This window comes from Niastella sp. sgz303648, from assembly GCF_059587045.1.
In genome coordinates this window covers 212,356-231,968 of the sequence record NZ_JCAPSW010000004.1, presented here as the reverse complement: position 1 = coordinate 231,968, position 19,613 = coordinate 212,356, and the positions used below count along the sequence as shown (strand labels likewise).

The following is a 19,613-nucleotide window of genomic DNA, read 5'->3' as shown; positions in this document are numbered from 1 at the left end:
AAAACGGTGAAAATATGCCGCCCGGCTATAACAAAATACCACTTAAAAACAGGTATGCCATTGAAAAGTAAATCACCAGCCCGGTTACGTCTACCAGCGTGGCTACAAAGGGGGCAGAAGAAGTGGCCGGGTCGGCGCCCAGTTTTTTTAATAAGATAGGCAACATAGATCCCGAAACTGTTCCCCATAGTACTACGCCCAGCAATGAAAAACCCACGGTACTGCCAATAAGCAAGGTATGAGCGCCATAAGTGTGAAATATACTATTCCAGAGCACCACCCGTATAAAGCCAATAAGCCCTAATATAGTGCCCAGCAATAAACCGCTGGTGATTTCGCGCCGCATCACCCGCCACCAGTCGGCGATGGTAATTTCGCCCACCGCCATGGCCTGAATAATAAGGGTAGAAGCCTGTGATCCACTGTTACCACCACTTGAAATGATAAGGGGAACAAACAGGGCCAGCACCACTGCTTTGGCAATTTCATCTTCAAAATAACCCATGGCTGTTGCGGTAAGCATTTCGCCCAGGAACAATACGATGAGCCATACCACCCTTTTTTTGAACAATTTTATGATGGGCATTTCAAGGTAGGGTTCATCAAGCGCTTCGGTACCACCGATTTTTTGAATGTCTTCGCTGAACTCTTCGTTGGCTACCCACAACACGTCGTCGATGGTTACAATACCGAGCAGTATGTTTTTATCATCAACCACCGGCAGGGCCACGCGGTTGTTCATTTTAAAGGTTTGGTTGGCTACTTCCTGATCGTCGTTAACGTGCAGGGTTATATAACGGTTATCAATAATGTCTTCGATCATTTTTTGCGGATTGGCCAGGATAATTTCCCTGATACGAACGTCGTCGACAAATTCACCGCGATCGTTCACTACATAAATCACGTCAATGGTTTCGCTGTCTTTACCCACTTCCCGTATATGGTCAAGCACTTCCTGTACCGTCCAGTCGAGCTGCACGGCAATATAGTCGGGGGTCATCAGGCGGCCCACGCTGCTTTCGGGGTAGCCCAGCATCGTAAGGGTAACTTTCCGTTCTTCGGGATCGAGTAATTTAATGAGCTCTTTTACTACTTCGCTGTGTAGTTCTTCGAGAAAGGAGGTACGGTCATCGGCCGGCAGTTCGTTCAGCAATTCGGCCGTTTTAAAGGGCGGCAATTCCTGTATAATGGCTTTCTGGGCCGCCAGGTCGAGTATTTTAAATACACTGGATGCCCGGTGAATGCTCATATTGCCTATGATCTGGCTTGAATATTCGGGAAATTCATTGATCAGTTCAGCCACCTCGCTGATGTTCTGGTCGTTCAAAAATTCCCGCATCTGCAATACATCTTCCTGCCTCATGAGGTCGAGGAATTGTTCTCTGGGATTTTCAAGTTCCGTACTCATGCGCCAAATTTACCGAGGAATAATTTGAAAATTTGAAAATGTGCAAATTTGAAAATTAATAAAAGCAGGCGGTAAATAGCGAGTGGCGGACAGCGGGGCGGGAAGAATTAACAGTTTGATCATTCGGCAAACCAATAATCAAACCTTCAACAATAAAACCATTAAATTCTCTACATTCGACATTCAAAATTCATCATTCAATATTCAACATTTGCAATGATTTTGCCTTGTCTTTTTATTGCGCCTACCCAACAAATGGGGCGGGGCGTGTTTACTTCGGAAAAATTAAAGTCCGGTACCGTGGTTGAAATAGCACCAGTGATCGTAATGACCCAAAACGACCGCAAGTTGCTTGACCAGACTTTACTGCACGATTACATATTTGAATGGGGCGATAAACGAAACCAGTGCTGTATGGCTTTGGGGTATGTGCCTGTGTATAATCATTCCTACAAATCAAACTGCGAATATGAAATGGATTACGACAACGAACTGATCACCATCAAAACCATTCGAGCCATTAAAGCAGGGGAGGAATTGTTTATTAATTACAACGGCGACTGGAATGATGCAAAGCCGTTGTGGTTTGAGGCTGTTTAAGTTCTAAGTTTTAAGTAAAAAAGGCAGTGGGCAATGGGCAATAGGCCGGGTAAATGTTTCAGGTTGCAGGTTACAAGTTACAAGGATACTCCCGGTACCCCTGCAACCTGTAACTTGTAATCTGTAACCTTATATTTGTGCCTTGATTCTTGTGCCTTGTACCTTAGTTTCTCACTCCCTTTTCAATGCTTGCTTCGCTGGTGGCATTGCCGGCATTAACCTTTACCGAATAAAAATATAATTGTCCGGCTGCGACTTTGGTATCGATGAAAGAAAGCTGGCTCAACGGTACACTGCCTATCAGCGTTGCCGCTTTTTCTGTTGAAACACGGCGGTATACCTGGTACTGCGAAATGCCGGGTTGCAGACTGGCGCCCCAGGTAATTTCAATACCCTTACTGGTTTTTCGGGCCGAAACATCGGCCGGAGCCCGGTAACCTATGGCGGCAGCTGTAACAATCACCGAACTATAGGCATTGCTTTCACTGGTCATTGCATCTACCGATGTAACGGCATATTCAAACAGGCCGGCGCCGGCCGTAACATCGGTATAGGTTACTTCAGTTAATGGCTGTGTATTGACTTTTGCAAAACCATTTTGTTTTAATGCATCCGTGGTTAGTTCGCGGTCGGTTTTTTGCGTAACGGTGTTGATTTTACGGCGATAGATATTATATCCGCTCACCAGTTCATCATTGCCGCGCATATCCTTCCAGCTTAACAATATTCTTCCGCCATCTGCTGCTGCCAGTACACCCAGCGGCATAGCTGGCGCCGCTGTTTTATTTATACGGGCAAAAGCTGCGGTGGCAAATTCACTTTTTACATTATTATAATTAACCGAGACTACGGTGTATTTGTACTGCATGCGGGCATTATGTACCGATGAATCGGTAAATACGGTGTCTTTAACAAGATTCGACACCAGTTCCCATTCGTTGTTATTACCGGCTCGGTATACATAATAGCCCGACACATCGGGCCATGACGATTTTTTCCAGCTGAGCGTAATGCCATTTTCCTGTGGCACAGCCCTGAAGTTTTCGGGCGCTTCCATAAAAAGATGTTCATCTTTATGCGTGGCCGACGTTTGTGCCGATACCGTTAATGCATTTTGCCGTATGCTGATCATGCGAATGCGATAATGATACAAAACATTGGGCAACACATGAGCATCGAGATAATCAGATGCCGAAGCAGACAGTGTATCCAGCGGTTCAAAGCGGGTAGTGTTGATCTTGCTTCTTTCAACAATCAATCCTGCAAACAAATTCACCTGCTGCGGAGGCTGCCACGATAAATAAATACCATGCGTGGTGTCGGTTGCTTTCATAAAGCTGCTTTGCTCAATGGAAGCAAAGCTTTTTGCAATGGCCGATGCCGTATCAGAAGCAGGACCGGGTAAGCCTGCAAGAGTAGTGGGCAATACATAAAAATAATACTGCGTATTGGGTTCCGTTACTTCGTGCCATGAATAAATGATCGATTGTTGTTTGTCGTCTTTACGCGCCAATGTTAACCCAACGCGTTCGTACCGGCCATAATTTCCTTTCTTTCGCCATATTTCGCCATAAATAGCATCAGGCGAAGCGGCCACCGTACTTTTCCATGATACAACGATCGACGAATCGTTCTCGATCATTTTTTCAATCACCGGTTTGGCTATGGCCGGTTTAACACCTGTTATAATGCTGCCTTCAACTGCACCGGATTTTGTGGCAGACTGGTTAGGAATAAAATCAATTTTATAACGGAGTGTAGTATTGCCGGGCAATGACCTGCTTTCGCGATCGATGTAGCAGGCGCCCATCGCTTCGAGAAACAGCGGGTTCATGGCCAGCAAACCGTACTCTTCAATTTTATGATGCGAAGTGATGTACTTCCACAAAGCATCATCATCGCTTATTTTTTTCAACTTTTTAATAAAAGAAATGGCATCATTACCTGTAATCTTTCGAAATGCTTCGAGCGATTCGGCTGCTTTGAACCGGGCTACTTCATGCATTTTACCGTTAGCGCCTTCGGCCCTTGAAATAGTAGCGCCGCCGAAAAAGTAAGCAGTGTTGCGCGGGTGCAGTGCCTGATTGGCCAGAAAAATATAAATGCCCTCTTTGCCTTCTTTTACAGGTACCGAAGAACCTGTTTGCGCTGTGCAAAGAACAGGCGTTGCAAATAATAACAGGCTATATAAATACTTGTTCATTGTTTATTATTTAGAAAACTGACAAACCAAAATGTAATCCATCACCGCTGTTGTAGCTGACATTCACCGTGCCGCCAACACATATTTTTGCGCCGCAGGGGCAGGGACATACTTCGCAACCTACTATGCAGGCATTAAAACAACAACCCCAGGTAATGCCGTTACAACCGCCATCGCATCCGATATGGGCGCTTACATCAGCGCTTAACGAACCGCCAATACCCCATCCGCCAGAAGAATAGTTGCCATCGAAACCTCCTTTTACTGCAATGCTGGCCGATGCCACCGGCAGGCTAACAAAGTCGGCCTCGCCACCGGCTTCCCAGGCGCCATCGAATTTAATGCCGAAGGCAGGCGCCTTAAAGTTGGCATACACTTTTACATCGCTGTTATAGCGGTACCATCCTTTTACGCTGGCAATGTCTTTTACGCCCACATCAGGCGATGTAAGATCGAGGTAGGTAGCAGCCCCAAAATAGCCACCATATAAACGGCCGCCTGTTAATACAAAATCGGGTATGCTGCTCAGTGAGGGATGCGCGGTACGCGGTACGTTCCAGCCTGCGGCAATGGTTACTCCGCTGCTGAATATATGCGCAATGCTGGTATTGGTATAAGCCGAAACAAACCAGTACAAGTCGTCTTTGGCATTCAGTTCCATATGAACACCGGCATCTGACTGAGCACCGATGCCTTTTATAAGATTAAAGCCCGCACCCATTTTGGCATCTATATAAAATTGTTTATTGGGAAAATCAATTTTCAACACAGCCTGTGCCACCTTCCAGCTGGTTAATACTTTTACTTCGGCCTCACCGGTTAAAACCGGGCCGGCAGGCGTGCTGCTGATGGTTAATTTAACCGGGTCCATGGCAATCAAACCAACGGGGTCGGGCGCTGCGGTAATGCGGCCGCTGGCAAAAACCGTGTAGGTTGAAGTAGCCGTGTTCAATCCAAAACCACCACCGAGATTATCGAGCTTTACCAGTCCAAGCGGTATTATCATACCCGTTTTGAATGATGCGTTTACATCGATGCCGCCTGTTAGTTTTTTATAGGAGAAACCAAGTCCTACGCCATCGATCAATCCGGCCAGTTTTAAATAGCCCTCTCCGCCAAATTCATTTTCATTTTTAAACTTCACCGTAGCGGCCATGGCTATGGCCGACGACAAATTGAATTCAATACCCAGGTCATCAACCGAAACCGAACCGGGCTTATAATGAATGGTGCCCTGTGCGCCGATGCCAAAGTTGGGTATGCTGAGTTTGAACTTACCCCCTACAATAATTTCTTTGTCGGCGGTATTAAAACCAACTTTATTAATGGTTAAATCGGCCATATCGGCAAAGCCTACTGTAAAATCTACCTTGGCAGTTGCTCCAAAATTGCCGTTGGTCGATACGTTGAAATTATCCAGCACCAGCTCTTTTTTGATAAACTTAGGTACACTGAACGTACCCCCGCCTATTAACTGGTAATGGGTTGAACCGGGCATTTTTTGTAACGAGAACTCGGTACCCGCGGGCGACTTAAACGACACCAGGTTGAAGATGTTTATACCGGCATCGGGCATGAAAAAGCTGCCGGCGCTGATACCTGATTCTCCCACAGACAAATTATTAAAACCAATTTGCGCAACGGGTGAACCGGGAACCGGCACATCCATATTGCCACTGAACTTTAATCCGTACTGATCGAGGTTAACGCCGTTTACCTTCAGGCTCCAGGTAACCAATTTCAAAACCGGTTGCGGATCAAGGGCGATGTCAACTTTGGTAACCTTACCATTTTTATTGATGTCGATTTCATTCAGCTTTAAAGTAACATCACTCAGCAGGGGAATTTTATCCAGTTTCAGACTGCCTTTAAACTGCAATCCCTGCGCGCTGATGGAACTGTTTTCCAAATCGGGTTGTAATTCGATATTATAAATAGAATAGCCGGTTGCACCACCACCCAGTTTAAACGATGTGGCGCTTAAGGCGCCGTCGCTGGTAATGGCGGCAATGTTCGATACACTGCCTGAGTTAAAGGCAATGGGTAACGAAGGTGCTTTCCATCCTGCAAGACTTGCAAAGGATTTTACCAGATCAAGGCTTATTTCGCCGGTTACTTCGCCTTTGGTAATATCGCCGCTGCGTGGCTTCACCCGTAAGCCATCGCCGGTGCTCAATTTTACAACTGCATATCCAAACGCCTGCAATTGTATTTCCGATACATCGGTTTTTACTTCACCGTTTTTGGCTTTGATGCTGCTACCGGTTTTAATAATGGTAAGGTCTGTGAATGGCAGTTTGACCGCTTCACCCGGCATCTTTTTAAATACAGGGTTATCGGGCAAATCGGTTAACTCGCCTGATATAATGAATTCATCGGGCGATAATCCCGGTTTTGAGGTAAACAGGTTGAGTTTAAAGCCATACAACGAGGTGGCATTAAATCCGGGATCGGTTAAGCTGAAGTTGACCGTGTACGACTGATTGGCCAGAAAATTAAGCGCCGAGTCGTCGGCCAGTAATCCTTCTTTGGCGCCACGGAGGGTATACTCACCTGCAGGCACACCTGTTAATGAATATTTACCCTGGTCATCGGTAGTAGTGGTGATATAATCTTTACCTACCACATACACCGTAGCATTTTTAACAGCAACTCCTTTTGACATTACCTGGCCTGTGGCCTTGCTGCCCGCTTTTAAACTAATGTCAACAGCCACGGTGTCTTTGGTATTATCGACTGTAATGTTATTGCCGGATGATTCGTACAATGCATCGGCAGGGCCTTTGGTGATCAGTTGCGGACTGCCTGAAGGCACATCACTTAACACTGCTATGCCATCTTTATCGGTTGTAAACGATTTTGAGGCAAACTGCACCTGCACCGTTGCGTTTTGCACCGGCTTGCCGGTAGCGGCGTCTTTTACGGTGGCTTTTACAAAAAAGCGCGTCATTACCAGTGTGTGGTTGCACGAATATTCACCTGTTACAATATCCCCTCCGTTAAACACCATTTTAAAGGCCGCCTGTTCGGCTGTTACGCCATTTTCGAACCGGCCGGCTTTACCGGCGCCTGTCATCTTTTGTATGGTAGAAGGCATACCTGTGGTTAAGCCACCGGCATTCTTTGTGGTACCGGCCGACCAGGTATTTATCACATCGGTCATATTGCCGGTTTGTACAAGAATGGGCATTTTGCCTTTATCGGTTGATGCTTTTACTTCTATCTCCTGTTCAAGGTCTTTATATCCCGGACTTTGTACAATCACTATATGTTTTCCTTCTGTTTGAGCGCTCAGGAATTGTCCTTTATCATCGGTATAAAACACATCGCCGCCCTCTTTCCAGTGCAGGGCTGCGCCGGTAATGGCATTACCCGATGCATCGGTTACCGAACCGCACACGGTGGTTAATGCTGCTGTTATAAATACCGGATCACGATTTTCGGTTGCCCCTCTACGCGTGAGGAACAGCAGCTTCGATTCGGTATAGGTTTTTGATTTATAGGTAATCTGAAGCTGGTATGGTTTATCGGATGGAGTAATGTTTTCAACAGTAAATTTTCCTTCAGCATCGGTCTTTACGGAATAGCTTTTGGCAATTATCTGCCATATATTCATGCCCTCGGTTGATTTGGGCGATACAAATACAATGGCATCTTTTATTGGTATGCCACCGGTTTTTGATACCACCCGGCCGGTTAAGATGGGATTGGGCAAACTCAGCACATATGTTTTTTCAATAACCGGTACACCATTTTCGACCGACCCGCCCGAAGCGCTGCTTACGAATAAATTGTATGTTTTAGGGGTTGCTTTTTCGAAAGACAATCGCACGAGGTAGCGGTCGTTATAGCTTTGGTTCAGGAACAGGCGGGTAAAGGTTTCGCCGCATTTGGCGGAGCCTGCCAGCTCGGGTGCAATTTGTTTGGCATAGCCCGATTTACCGCCTCTGTACTCATCTTTGTCTTTATCTGTAAGGTCATCACGCATCACTTCATGCTCAAGGCTGTTCGTAATGGCATTTTTATCGTAGAAGCCGCCGGTTCTTAATAAATCTACCTTGGCTGCATCTAATTTATTACCATCGTCGTCGGTTACCTGCACTTTTAACCGGTAAGTATCAGCAAGGCCCAGCATTTCGCCTACATCGTATATGCCATTGGTATCGGTTTGTATTTTGATGCCGATAGTAGAGTAGGTGAAGTAGGGATTGTTGATCACCAGTTCAAGGTCGTAACCAATACCCATTTCGCCATAATAGTTTAAATTGAAATTACCCTGTGCATCGGTTTTGGTTTTGCCCAGAAAAATATGTGTTTTGATGTTGCTTTCACCAAGCGGTTTTTGCAGGGCCTGCCATTTTTTATACATCTCGGGATTGATGTACAGATGCAACTCCACATCGGTATTGGCCAATGGATAATGTTTGTCATCGGCCATTTCATTGATCTGGTTCTGCAGCTCCTGCTGGTAATCTTTTTCTGCTGTGGCAAATGCACCGGTGCCATTAATGTACATGGCATTCGATACCATACCGCCACCCACAATGTTCATCATGGCGCCATCGGGATTACCGGTGAGTGTACCGCTGCCTGACGAATTGTTATTTGATGAACTGCCTTTTGGCGTAGGGCCATAGGCCTTTTGAGGGCCGGCTTTTTTCAGCGCCCCCGGTGAACCGGCGCCCGATTCAAATGTATTCAGCGCCTGGTCAACACTGGTGCTTACACCGATGGTGGTAGCCGCTTTGCCCATATCTTTTATTAATATAGAACCACCAACTATGCCGTGTTCGGTTTTGCGATACGCCCAGGTTAATTGTCCTTTGAACGTATTTTTGTTAAGCGCTGAATAATTTAGATTGGGCGTAAATTTCGTTTTGCCACCGCGCTCGCGCGGTGTTGTATTTGTTGCCGGTAATTTAGCTACGCCCCGGTTGTCGTTGTCGGTTTTTTTGCTGATCATAAATCCGCGTACCTCGCTTCGGCCGTTATTGCGAAAGGCGTTGCCTTCATGTGATACCCGGTTTTGATAATAATTTTCATCAAGCGCTGTTACTGCCCAGGCATATTTGCGGCCCTGCACGAGGGGCGGATCGGTCGGTGTGTAAACATAAATATTGCCCTGTACTGTTTTTTCAAAAAAGGTTGGTTGTGTGGCCGACAAAAATGCATCGTTGATGTTTCGTTTGGCATCGAGCATTTCAACTATGCGTAACCGGTAACGGGTTCCGGGCGGTGCGCCTGCGGGAAGCGTCCATGAAAAGATCACATTCTGCGGCGTGAAAAGTGTTAGTTCTTCCTCTTCCATGGGTTTGATCAATATCGGCGGTTCAAGCGTTACCAGCCGGAAGGTAGAACAGCCAAAGGGCGCAGGATCAGAAAGCGCTACGGAGGGTTGCTGAAAATCGTATGCCTGAGCGCATATCTGATAAATGCCTTCGGGCACGCCCTGTTTTTGAATAATGTCCTGCAGCTTGATGCCCTGGAATTTAATATGGTTTACGTCGAATAAATTCCTGATGGTTTGATAATCGGCCTGAATTATCTGGTTGGCCTGCAGGGTAATGGCCGTAGGCGGTACATAATTGGGATCGGTAATACCGCTTATGCCATTATCACCGGAAATGGCTACGCGCAGATAAATGGTCAGCGTTCTTTGCGACAGATTTTGCAGGGTCATAATCACCTTGCCCGGTTGTTCGGCCAAATCGGTAAGCCGGGTGGGGTAGGGCGGTACCACCTGCAGATTGATGCTTACAAGCGGCGCATTGGCACGACCTGTATAACATGCTGCCAGCAGCGGAATGAGTAACAACGTGTACAGGATATATTTCTTCATGGTGTTAAAAGGGTAATATTTAAAGTGCAATCAGTTTATATAGGTTTAATTAAAAGCTCAGTGTATAGCCAACTTCACCGGTATTTTCGTTGAACGAAGGCGCTGTGGAGGCGCTTCCATAGGTGGTTTTTATCATTACCCAGCGCAGGTTGAACTGGTGTTTCGCTGCAGGCCGGTAACTGGCGGTGACCGAGGTATTCAATACATTCGGACTATTATCATTACTACCCAATGAGTATGAATTATTGGTACCCAGTGTTATCTTATTCTTTGCAACGTTTTTCGATGCGCCGATTGAGAACCCATAGTATTTGGTAGTGCCGATAGAAAGTTCGTTGGTGGTATAATTGGCGCCGGCCATAAGTGTAAGGGCAGATTGTAAAACAGTTATATTATAATTCAGGAATACCACATTGGTTTTAACCGTATTCCATGCTTTGGTGTCCTGGTTGGCATCTGATAAAATCGAATAATTGTACGACAGTAACACCACATGCGTGTAGTTGTTTTTTGTTAGAATATACCGGGGATTAACCGATATATTATTGGTGGTGTGCGCCAGCAGATATTTGTTGTTAACCGAAACCACTTCGGGCGTTGAATTGGCCGAGAAGTTCATATAGTTGGCATCGATACCCCAGTGCAGATCGATATTCCACGACATATTAGCTGAGCCGATGACCCGTTTGGTAGTAGCTGCTTTTTGTTTCAGCAGGTTATCTTTCTGAAAACCGATGCTGCCCGCAAAACGGAATTTATTGTTCTTTGTAAAGAAGGAGGGCGCAATGGTAATATTCTGCAGGTCGTTGTTAAAGAAGTAAGCGCCCATACTTTGAAAGTTGGGATCAACGCGTTTATAACCCAGCTTCAATGAAAAGTATTTGTCTTTAAAAGTAAGTCCGGCCGAATAAGCCATATATTTTTCGGTAGTGGCATTAATGGGCATGATGAAGCCGGCTACCTTCTTTAAATTTTCAAGGTCTTCGGGCAACTCCAATTGCGATTGAATATTTCTTGTATAGATGCTGTACGCTGCATCGGCGTCAAAGAATACTTTGGTGCCTATTTTCTGGTGTGTTGAAACGCCGGCAACGAAATTAGCCGCAGCCATTACCGAAAGTGTATCGCCCGGATTTAGTTTTGATTTAAGGCTGTTGGTATCGTCTTTCGCTTTCAGAAAACTGAAATCAACATAATGGTTCTCATTTCCCACGCCGATTTTCATGGCCATGCCATGCCGTGAAAAGCTATAAGGCTGTACAACGCCCAGCGTGGTATCGAGTTTGGTGGCCCTGTTTAACCGGCCATACATAAAACCAAATCGAAACAGTCCGGGATGCATTTCAACACCTGCGCCCAGCATGGTATAACCTGCCAGGGTATACGGTGAAAACTGAATGTTGCGATAACCAAGGTGTACGGTAAGCCATTTGTAGTACGGACTTAACCCAAACTGGTTAAAAGGCTGCCTGAACGAGCGTTCCTGTTCACTTAAGGTGAATGATACGGGTATGGTTATCCCATAAAAGGAAAAAACCGGTGCACCATTAATAAAATAAGAGAATGGTTTACGTCGTGGTTCAATGCCGGAAACATTGTAAAAGATGCCTTTGAGATCGAGATATCCCGAAACCGCGAAAGGCTTTTCCTGGCCGATGCGGCTGATATCCTGTGCTTTTGAGGGTAGGCATAATAGTGCAAGAAAAACGCCCGGTACTACAGGACGTAATTTGATCATAAGAGTTGCTTTGGTGTTTTAAACGGGTGTTAAGGGAACAAGATATATAAAATATGAAATATAAGAGTATATGTGTATACAATTACTACTAAAAGAGTATGCTATTCCGGAATAACCACCGCGATATTCCCCAGTTAGTTGATAGGAGTACTACTAAAAGGCAATGGGCAGTAGGCTGTTGGCAATCAATGTCGGGTTAAAGATTTTTTGTTTCTCGCAAAGTCGCTAAGGCGCAAAGTTGTCCCGCCGTGGCGGGACTGTAAGAACGCAAAGAAAAGGCTTTGCGCCTCTGCGCCTTTGCGCGAGGCATTCAATTCGGAAGCAAAACAAAAAATGCCCCGGAAGTGTTGAGCACCGGGGCAGTTTGTGGGTGTTGCTTTAACGTGTGTATCAAATGGTGCCGCGCACGCACGGCATTACTATTTATTTGATGCGGATTTTTTTGAATGGAATGTTGGCTTATACTTCAGCGAAAATAAAATACCATAACTATCCATTCGCATAGAACCATAACCCAATCCCTTCAGCGGAATCTTCAGGTAGGGTTCTGCCTGAATAGAGAAATGTTTACCCAGCGAGCGTTCCATGCCGGCCGAAAGATTTATTATCGAAAACAGGTAGTTTGAGTTGGAATCTGAGTTTATCGGAATTGAGTAGTAGTTGTTATTAACCGAATAATTGATCTTATAATTTTCCTTAGTCATTAAATAGGTACTTAAACCGGTGCTTACAAACCAGCGGCGTTTATCGTTGTACGAAACATCGTAGCGAACGTTTACAGGAATTTCCCACATGGCACAATTACCTCTTACATTTTCGAGGTTCCAGTTAGGCCATGGGTTGTATTTGGGCTTATAATACTGGCTATCGGCCTTGTAAAACTTTTTGGTATAAATGATAGCGGTATTCAGCGACCAGCGATTGCTTAAACGGTAACCTATCTGCAAACCAAAATTATATCCGGTTTTATACAAAGGCCCGAATTGAACCGTACTAACATCTGGGCCTGCCAGAAAACCGATCTCAAGCCGTTGAATGGAGGTATTTTTCTTTTTAACGCTATTGTCTTTTTTAACCGTTTCCTTAACGGGAACAGCGGCTGAATCGGCCGCGGTTGTTTTATTTTCAGTAACAGATGAAGTATTGTTTTGAGGTGCCATTTGATCCGGCGCTGTATTATTATCATTATTCACCGGCGCCTTATCGCTGGTTGCACGGTCAGTGGCGGTAAGCTGTTTATCAGGTGCGTCGGTAACAGTGTTATTACGTTGTAACAAAGGATCGTTTACTGTGCCTGTTGTGCGTTGCGGCCGGCCCTGTTTGTGTTTGGGCTGTTTGCTGCGGTTTAAATCCGGCTTTTCCCGATTATTTTTTGCAATGGCATAATTCAAACTGAGTGGCTGCTGGTCGATCACATCAGGCGATGTGGTTTTATGCAGCTTACGGTTACCGGTTGTTTTGGTGGCGGTTGCGTTGTTACCGGGGTGTACCACTTTAATGTTATCAACAGTTACCGGGTTAATGGCCGGCTGTGTTTTGTCTTTATTGCTATTTATGTTTTTGCTGTTGTTCAACGTTGCCTGGGGCAAAGTGCTGTTGTTGGTTGTTGGTGCAGCAGTTCCCTTGCCGGCTGGTACTATTGTGGCTGGTGTTGCTGTATTGCCAGGGGTATTATTGTTCTTTAAAGAATTATCGGTGTTATTGTTTGAAGATTCTGTAGATGTTGAGGGTATTGTTTTATCATCGGCAGTTGATGAAACTTTGATAGAATTTGTTGCCAGCGTTGAAACAGGCTGATTGTATTTAAGAATGGCCGTAAGGGTTCCACCTGTTGCCAATGAAACCAGTAACAACCAGAACAGGAAGCGCCTCTTGTCTTTTTTCTGCGGAAGCTCCTTGTCGAGCCGCTTTTCCAGATGTTCCCACCCGGAACCAACGGGCTCCACCTCGAAGTGCTCGGCAGCTTCGCGACTTAAACGGTCAAGGTCATTGTCTTGGAGGGGATACATATTCTTTTGTAATATTTTTATTCTGCAATAGTTTTCTCAGGTTATCCCGTGCTTTTGATAAGTTGGATTTTGATGCGCCCACTGAAATGCCCAGTGTTTGCGAAATTTCTTCATGACTAAGCCCTTCAATAACAAACAGGTTGAAAACAGCCCTGTATGCCGGTGAAAGTTGCCTTATTGACTCAATAATTTCTTTATAAGACAACACATCAAGGCCATTTTCGCTGTGGTCGGGAATGGTTTCCGATTCATGCGTAAGTACATGGCCGTTAATGGTTGAATTTGTTTTACGGTAATGATCAATACAGGTATTTATTAAAATACGTTTGAACCATCCTTTGAGCGACAATAAGGTATCATCCTGCCTGGTTTCATCAAACTGATGAATATTCTTAAACAATTTCACAAATCCTTCATTTGCAATCTCTTCGCACTCTTCCATGGCATTTGTGTATCGGTAACATATTTTCATAGCAAAGCCACGGAGCATGTAATACAGCTCCTTTTGGCTGTTGCGGTCATTTTTGCGACAGCCGCTCAATACTGAAGTAATGTTCGAGTTATTTAGCAAGGGTGTTGGTTTGCAGGAATATTGCTAATTATCTGTTTTTCATAACTCATTTGCTGATACGTAGGAATGTGGTTCGTTGGTTGCCTGGTTTTTGAAAAAAGACTCAATGCAGAACGCTAAACGTCGAACGCTTAACGCTCAATGCTGCCCTCTCAGCCGTTTAGCAGATTATGGCGGACAAGCAAGTCTCATGCTGCAAGGTACACTTTCACAGGGCAAGGAACAGCAAATGAGGCAGAAAAACAGGAAATATCAGAAAGAAGTGCGGGTCAAAAGCCATATGTAATGATTGTCAATGCCTATACTTTAAAGCATGAACCAAACAAATGTTACAGTAGTTCAATTGTAGTATAATAATAGGTTCATCTTAGGGTTATCTTAGGGTCATCCTTGGGTAAAAACCCTGAAAAAACCCTAAGAAAACCCTAAGAATACCCCAGGATAATGCATATTTAATACCGGGTTTAGGCTACCCATGTGGCACTGAACCTCTTCTTACATCCGACTTCTGACCTCGGACTTCGTGCTTACTTCGTGGTTTTCATCAAATTAGCAGGGGGCTGCCCGATAAGTATAAGATTGCCCCGTATATACGCCTGCACCTGGATGTAATCTTTTTGAGGAAGGAGTCCTACCAGTTTCAGCTGCTGAAAATTGCCGGCAGTGCTCATCCAGGGCGTTACGGTTTGATTTAAACGGGCCTCAATGGCGGTTTTATTTTTTTCGATCAGTGCGGCAAGGTCGAGTACCGACTGATTCTGTAGTTGCTTCATGATCTTTTTGCGGAACAGCGCTTTGGCAATATTTACCATCATGTCTTTGGTATCGAGCGCAAAACTTACATCGGGCATCGATAAAACCTGTTTGACGGTATCGAGTATGGGGGTGCCGCTTAAATGCAGAACGCCTTTGCGGTTGCCGGTGAAAGAAACATCTACCTGAATTTTGCCGTCGTTGCTGCCGCTGATGTTCACATCTTTAATTACAAAGGTTCTGCCTTCTACCTCAAATGGTTTGTTGCGCAAGCTGTCGTTCATCAGCTTATTGAAAAATTTGTATTCATACACGGCATTCAGGTAGGTGCTGATGCCGCCGTTGTTATCGGTGTTATTGATCGGTGGCAAAGGAGCATGGGTTACCAATCGCTGGCTGTCTGACGAAAACTCAGGATGTCCGCCATAGCCCAATGAAAAATACAGAGTGTCTTTATACACGTTGAATTTACCTACGCGCAACATGGCAGGATTCAAATTCAAAAATCCATAGGTGCTGATGGGCATTACCCGGCTTCCGCCGCTGCGCCACTGGCGAAGTATATCGTTGTTATTGAGGGTTTGCACAAATTTGTCGAAGGTGCCGCAATAAGTTTCTATCGAAGCCTTGATGCTGTCGAGTATTTCGCCGGTCATATCGTTTTGCAGTATGGTAACCTGGCATTTATCCAGCGCATTCAGTTTATCTAAGCGCGTGGAGGTAAGCACCTGGTGATTGGGCAGCAGCGTAAGCGTAGAGCTGATATTGAGATCAACACGTCGTAATGGTTCATTACCAAAACCACAACTGCCGTTAACCCAGGGCGAAATTTGTTTGTCGAATGCGCACACTGCTTTACTGCCGGCGATCTGGTAATTGCCGCGAAACGAAATGGTGACTTTATTATTTACACATCCAAAAACAAAGGGCGACCGAACAAAGCGGTATTTATAACGGAAATCGCAACCGGTTTGTGTATAGTTGGGCCATTTGTCATTGGTGAATTCTTTGGCAGTAGATGAGTCCATGATAGCCAGCAATGGCCTCATGTATATTTTAATGGGAATATTGATTTGTGAAGCAGGCAGCGCCGGCAACAACCGCGCTGATGATTCGGCTGGTGGTGTAATGGCAACTTTTTTACTGCTGCCACAGGCTGATAAAAGTAAAAGTAACGCTACTACAGGAAAATAACCGGGAATCCGTTTCATAGTGTAAAACCAAATTTTCAACAGTCAAATATCTGTTTTTTTTAATCAGGCAACTTACCTCTATTCAAATTCATGCCAATATTCCAGATCTTTATTATGAAGGCCGGTACTGGTAAAGTTATTACCGGCTACTGTAACAAGGCGTTAAAAAATGTAGTCAAAAATATATCCGATTGAGAGCATAATCAAAACCACTAATATGAAAATGCTGATCACCTTATCTGTTTGGTTGTTAAACAGCCTGCCATTTGCCGGCCATGCGCCGGTTAATCACCAATCTTATTTACTACGCCCTGCTGCGCATTCTATTCTGGCCATTTTTGCACATCCCGATGATGAAATTTGTGTATCGCCCCTGCTTACCCGGTATGCCCGTGAAGGTGTTACTGTTTACCTGGCCATTGCTACCAACGGGCAACAGGGCGTAATGCCGCATGCCCATATCCCGGCGGGAGATTCATTGGGGAAGGTGCGGTCAGAAGAAGCGCGTTGCGCTGCCGCCGCTTTACATATTCCACCTCCCATATTATTGGGCATGCAGGATGGACAGCTAACGGAACGCGATAACATGCCGTTGCTGCACAAAAAAATTGATAGCTTATTTACAACCTTGCATCCCGAAGTGGTTATCACCTGGGGGCCCGAAGGTGGTTATGGCCATGCCGATCACCGGATGGTCAGCAACCTGGTAACCGAAGTATTTCAGCAGGGCGGCAGCAGCTGGCCCAAACAGTTATATTATGCCGGTTTTTCAGCAGCGGCGTTAAAAGATCCTCCGCCCTTTAAAACATTTGCCGGTATGTGGTTAAGCAAAAACCTGCATCCTTCACAGGAAAAATTTTTACCTTACCGCATTGCCTACACCGATGATGATCTGAAGGCCGCCCGTACTTCCTATGCCTGCCATAAATCGCAATGGACACCCGATGCGATTGATGAAATTTTCACAATACTTGGCCGTGCCGGGAAAACTATTTATCTGCGGCCGTGGTTTGGAGGCGGAGAGGTGAAGAATGATATTTTTAGCTATTAATACTGCTATACCATAAATACTTTATAACTTAATGAAGCCGGATGTGGATCCTGCTTCATTTTCCGATATGAGCACAACCTATACCGCCACCTACCATAATCCTTCGGGTTATTTTTACCAGGCTACCATTTTTTTATCGCCGGTAACTATTTCTATACGATATCGTAATGAACAGAATGAGGAAAAAGATGTGTACTGGCTGGCAAAGGACATTATTGCTTTTCATGAACATGCCATGAACAGTGAATTGCAGTACCGCAATAAAGAAGGCCAAACCGAACGACTTGTAATACGCGACGAATTGCTGTTGCAGGCGCTGAAAAAGAACCTGGCGCATCACCGGTTGTTTGGAAAGGCGCATACCCGTGTGCTGGGCAATGTATGGACAAAACTGGCCCTTGTGGCCGGGATTATTGTAGCCATATTGCTGATCGCCTATCTGTGGCTGGTTCCCTGGCTGGGTGAACGCATGGCCATGGGATTTTCGAAAGAAGAAGAGATTAATATAGGCGAACAAATGTATCAATCGGTATTGCAGCAATATAAAAAAGATGCCCATAAAACGGCTATGCTGAATGAGTTTTATAAGCAGCTTCATTACAATACCGGATATCCGGTGCAAATAACTGTTGTAGAATCGGGCGAAGTGAATGCCTTTGCTATACCCGGCGGTCATATTGTTGTATACGATGCAATTTTAGACAGAATGAAAACGCCCGATGAACTCGCAGCCTTATTGGGGCACGAAGCTTCGCATATACAATTGCGGCACTCGCTGCGCAGCATCTTTCGCAGTTTGGCCCGCAGCATGTTCCTGATGCTGATCACAGGCAATCATTCGGGTATTGTTTCGGGCGTTATTGAAAATGCTGATGAACTAAAAGGACTTCAATACTCCCGCTCGCTCGAAACCGAGGCCGATAATAATGGATTACAGCTGATGTCGCAAAACCATATCAATGTAAATGGTATGCTGCGGTTAATGCAACTATTGCAACAGCAAACCGGTGGTGCAGAGCCTGCTCTTTTTTTAAGTACCCACCCGGTGTTTAAAGAAAGGATCAGCAATATCGAAAAACAAATTCAGCAATTGCCTGAAGCAAATACTGAAAATCAGGAGTTGAAAAAGATATTTCATGAGATACGCTAAACGCTAAACGCTAAACGCTGAACGCTGAACGCTAAACGCTGAATGCTAAACGCTGAACGCAGATGCTCCCTGATTTTAAGCGTTAAGCATTATGCGTTATGCGTTCTGCCTCTTAGCCGAGTATCTCCGTTACATGCTTCTTTATATTCTGGGCAATTTTGCCGGTAGGTAAATCATTTTCATCACCGCCGAAAGGATCTTCAATTTCTTCGGCCACCAGTTCAAGACTGGCCAGTACATAAAATATAAACGCTACCACCGGTATGGCAATATAGCCCAAACTAAGCGCAAAGCTGAAGGGCAGTGTCATTACATAAAAGAAGATGAACTTTTTAAGGAATACGCTGTAAGAAAAGGGGATGGGTGTGTTTTTGATGCGTTCACAGGCGCCGCATATTTCGGTAAATGATTGCAGTTCGTTATTGAGAATGATCAGCTGATCGCCTTTTATTTTTCCTTCTTCATACAGGCGATTCACACGTTGAATAAGCAGGGTGGCTACCTGGTTGGGCAAATGCTTGTTTTTATCTATGTCGGCCAGTTCGGGATGTTCATTTTCATCTAACTCAAGCCGGGTTGATTCGGCATGCAGGTGGTGCGACAATACCGACGCATATATGGGAATGGTTTTACGAAAGAAGGATCGGTGCATTTCTTCCTGATAACCCAGCATGGTATGCAGTTTAATGGCCAGGTTGCGGCTGTTGTTCACCAGCGCGCCCCATTGCTTGCGTCCTTCCCACCAGCGGTCGTACGCTGTATTGGTGCGAAATACCAGCAGCATCGAAATCACAAAGCTAAGCAGGGTATGCATGCTGATGATGTTCTTCACATGGCTGTTATCGGAAATATTAAAAATATGCAGCTCCAGAAAAGCGATGATCCAGCAGTATACACTAATGCCAATAATAAGTGGTGCCAGTTTTCGCAGCGTGTCTGCCTTGTGAAAACGGAAAATAAACGTAAACCAGTCTTTTGGATTATAGGTGATCATACTGTTTGCAAGATACAGGATTCAAGGCACAAGGTTCAGAGTCCAGGTTACAAGTTACAGGCTACAAGGTTCAGGGAGCGATAAGCAGTAAAAAAGAAAAAGAG

The 19,613-nt window shown here is 45.1% G+C and carries 12 protein-coding genes; 4 read left to right on the top strand and 8 right to left on the bottom strand.

The features are described 5' to 3' along the window. Positions 1 to 25: 25 nt before the first annotated feature. Complete coding sequence (mgtE, locus tag AC59IL_RS13630) at positions 26 to 1,408, bottom strand: magnesium transporter (RefSeq protein ID WP_496552697.1); 1,383 nt, start codon at positions 1,406 to 1,408, stop codon at positions 26 to 28. A 216-nt stretch (positions 1,409 to 1,624) separates the two neighbouring features. Between mgtE and AC59IL_RS13625 the strand changes: the two genes are divergently transcribed. Then, positions 1,625 to 2,008, top strand: a complete 384-nt coding sequence (locus tag AC59IL_RS13625; RefSeq protein ID WP_496552696.1) for an SET domain-containing protein — start codon at positions 1,625 to 1,627, stop codon at positions 2,006 to 2,008. A 163-nt stretch (positions 2,009 to 2,171) separates the two neighbouring features. Here the strand turns inward: AC59IL_RS13625 and AC59IL_RS13620 are convergent, their stop codons facing one another. The 5 genes from AC59IL_RS13620 to AC59IL_RS13600 form a co-directional block, all read right to left on the bottom strand. Then, positions 2,172 to 4,211, bottom strand: a complete 2,040-nt coding sequence (locus AC59IL_RS13620) for a hypothetical protein (RefSeq protein ID WP_496552695.1) — start codon at positions 4,209 to 4,211, stop codon at positions 2,172 to 2,174. A 10-nt stretch (positions 4,212 to 4,221) separates the two neighbouring features. Beyond that, positions 4,222 to 10,050 carry a carboxypeptidase regulatory-like domain-containing protein gene (locus AC59IL_RS13615; protein ID WP_496552694.1) on the bottom strand — a complete coding sequence of 1,943 codons (5,829 nt, stop codon included), beginning with the start codon at positions 10,048 to 10,050 and terminating at the stop codon, positions 4,222 to 4,224. A 49-nt stretch (positions 10,051 to 10,099) separates the two neighbouring features. Beyond that, positions 10,100 to 11,788 (bottom strand): hypothetical protein, encoded by a 1,689-nt coding sequence (locus tag AC59IL_RS13610; RefSeq protein WP_496552693.1) that lies wholly within the window; start codon positions 11,786 to 11,788, stop codon positions 10,100 to 10,102. A 419-nt stretch (positions 11,789 to 12,207) separates the two neighbouring features. Further along, positions 12,208 to 13,797, bottom strand: a complete 1,590-nt coding sequence (locus AC59IL_RS13605) for an outer membrane beta-barrel protein (protein ID WP_496552692.1) — start codon at positions 13,795 to 13,797, stop codon at positions 12,208 to 12,210. Then, positions 13,775 to 14,368 carry an RNA polymerase sigma factor gene (locus AC59IL_RS13600; RefSeq protein ID WP_496552691.1) on the bottom strand — a complete coding sequence of 198 codons (594 nt, stop codon included), beginning with the start codon at positions 14,366 to 14,368 and terminating at the stop codon, positions 13,775 to 13,777. Before AC59IL_RS13600 ends, AC59IL_RS13605 begins: the two co-directional genes overlap by 23 nt. Before the next feature lie 106 nt (positions 14,369 to 14,474). Between AC59IL_RS13600 and AC59IL_RS13595 the strand changes: the two genes are divergently transcribed. Beyond that, on the top strand, positions 14,475 to 14,654 hold the full coding sequence (locus tag AC59IL_RS13595) for a hypothetical protein (protein ID WP_496552690.1): 180 nt from the start codon (positions 14,475 to 14,477) through the stop codon (positions 14,652 to 14,654). A gap of 241 nt (positions 14,655 to 14,895) precedes the next feature. Here the strand turns inward: AC59IL_RS13595 and AC59IL_RS13590 are convergent, their stop codons facing one another. Further along, positions 14,896 to 16,332: a DUF4403 family protein gene (locus tag AC59IL_RS13590; RefSeq protein ID WP_496552689.1), complete on the bottom strand. Its 1,437-nt coding sequence runs from the start codon at positions 16,330 to 16,332 to the stop codon at positions 14,896 to 14,898. Between the two features lie 199 nt (positions 16,333 to 16,531). Here AC59IL_RS13590 and AC59IL_RS13585 point away from each other — a divergent pair, with 199 nt between their 5' ends. Both AC59IL_RS13585 and AC59IL_RS13580 read left to right on the top strand, forming a co-directional pair. After that, positions 16,532 to 17,365 carry a PIG-L family deacetylase gene (locus AC59IL_RS13585; protein ID WP_496552688.1) on the top strand — a complete coding sequence of 278 codons (834 nt, stop codon included), beginning with the start codon at positions 16,532 to 16,534 and terminating at the stop codon, positions 17,363 to 17,365. A 31-nt stretch (positions 17,366 to 17,396) separates the two neighbouring features. Beyond that, positions 17,397 to 18,515 (top strand): M48 family metallopeptidase, encoded by a 1,119-nt coding sequence (locus AC59IL_RS13580; RefSeq protein ID WP_496552687.1) that lies wholly within the window; start codon positions 17,397 to 17,399, stop codon positions 18,513 to 18,515. A 112-nt stretch (positions 18,516 to 18,627) separates the two neighbouring features. Here AC59IL_RS13580 and AC59IL_RS13575 read toward each other — a convergent pair whose 3' ends face one another. Next, positions 18,628 to 19,509 (bottom strand): bestrophin family protein, encoded by an 882-nt coding sequence (locus AC59IL_RS13575; RefSeq protein ID WP_496552686.1) that lies wholly within the window; start codon positions 19,507 to 19,509, stop codon positions 18,628 to 18,630. Positions 19,510 to 19,613: the final 104 nt, after the last annotated feature.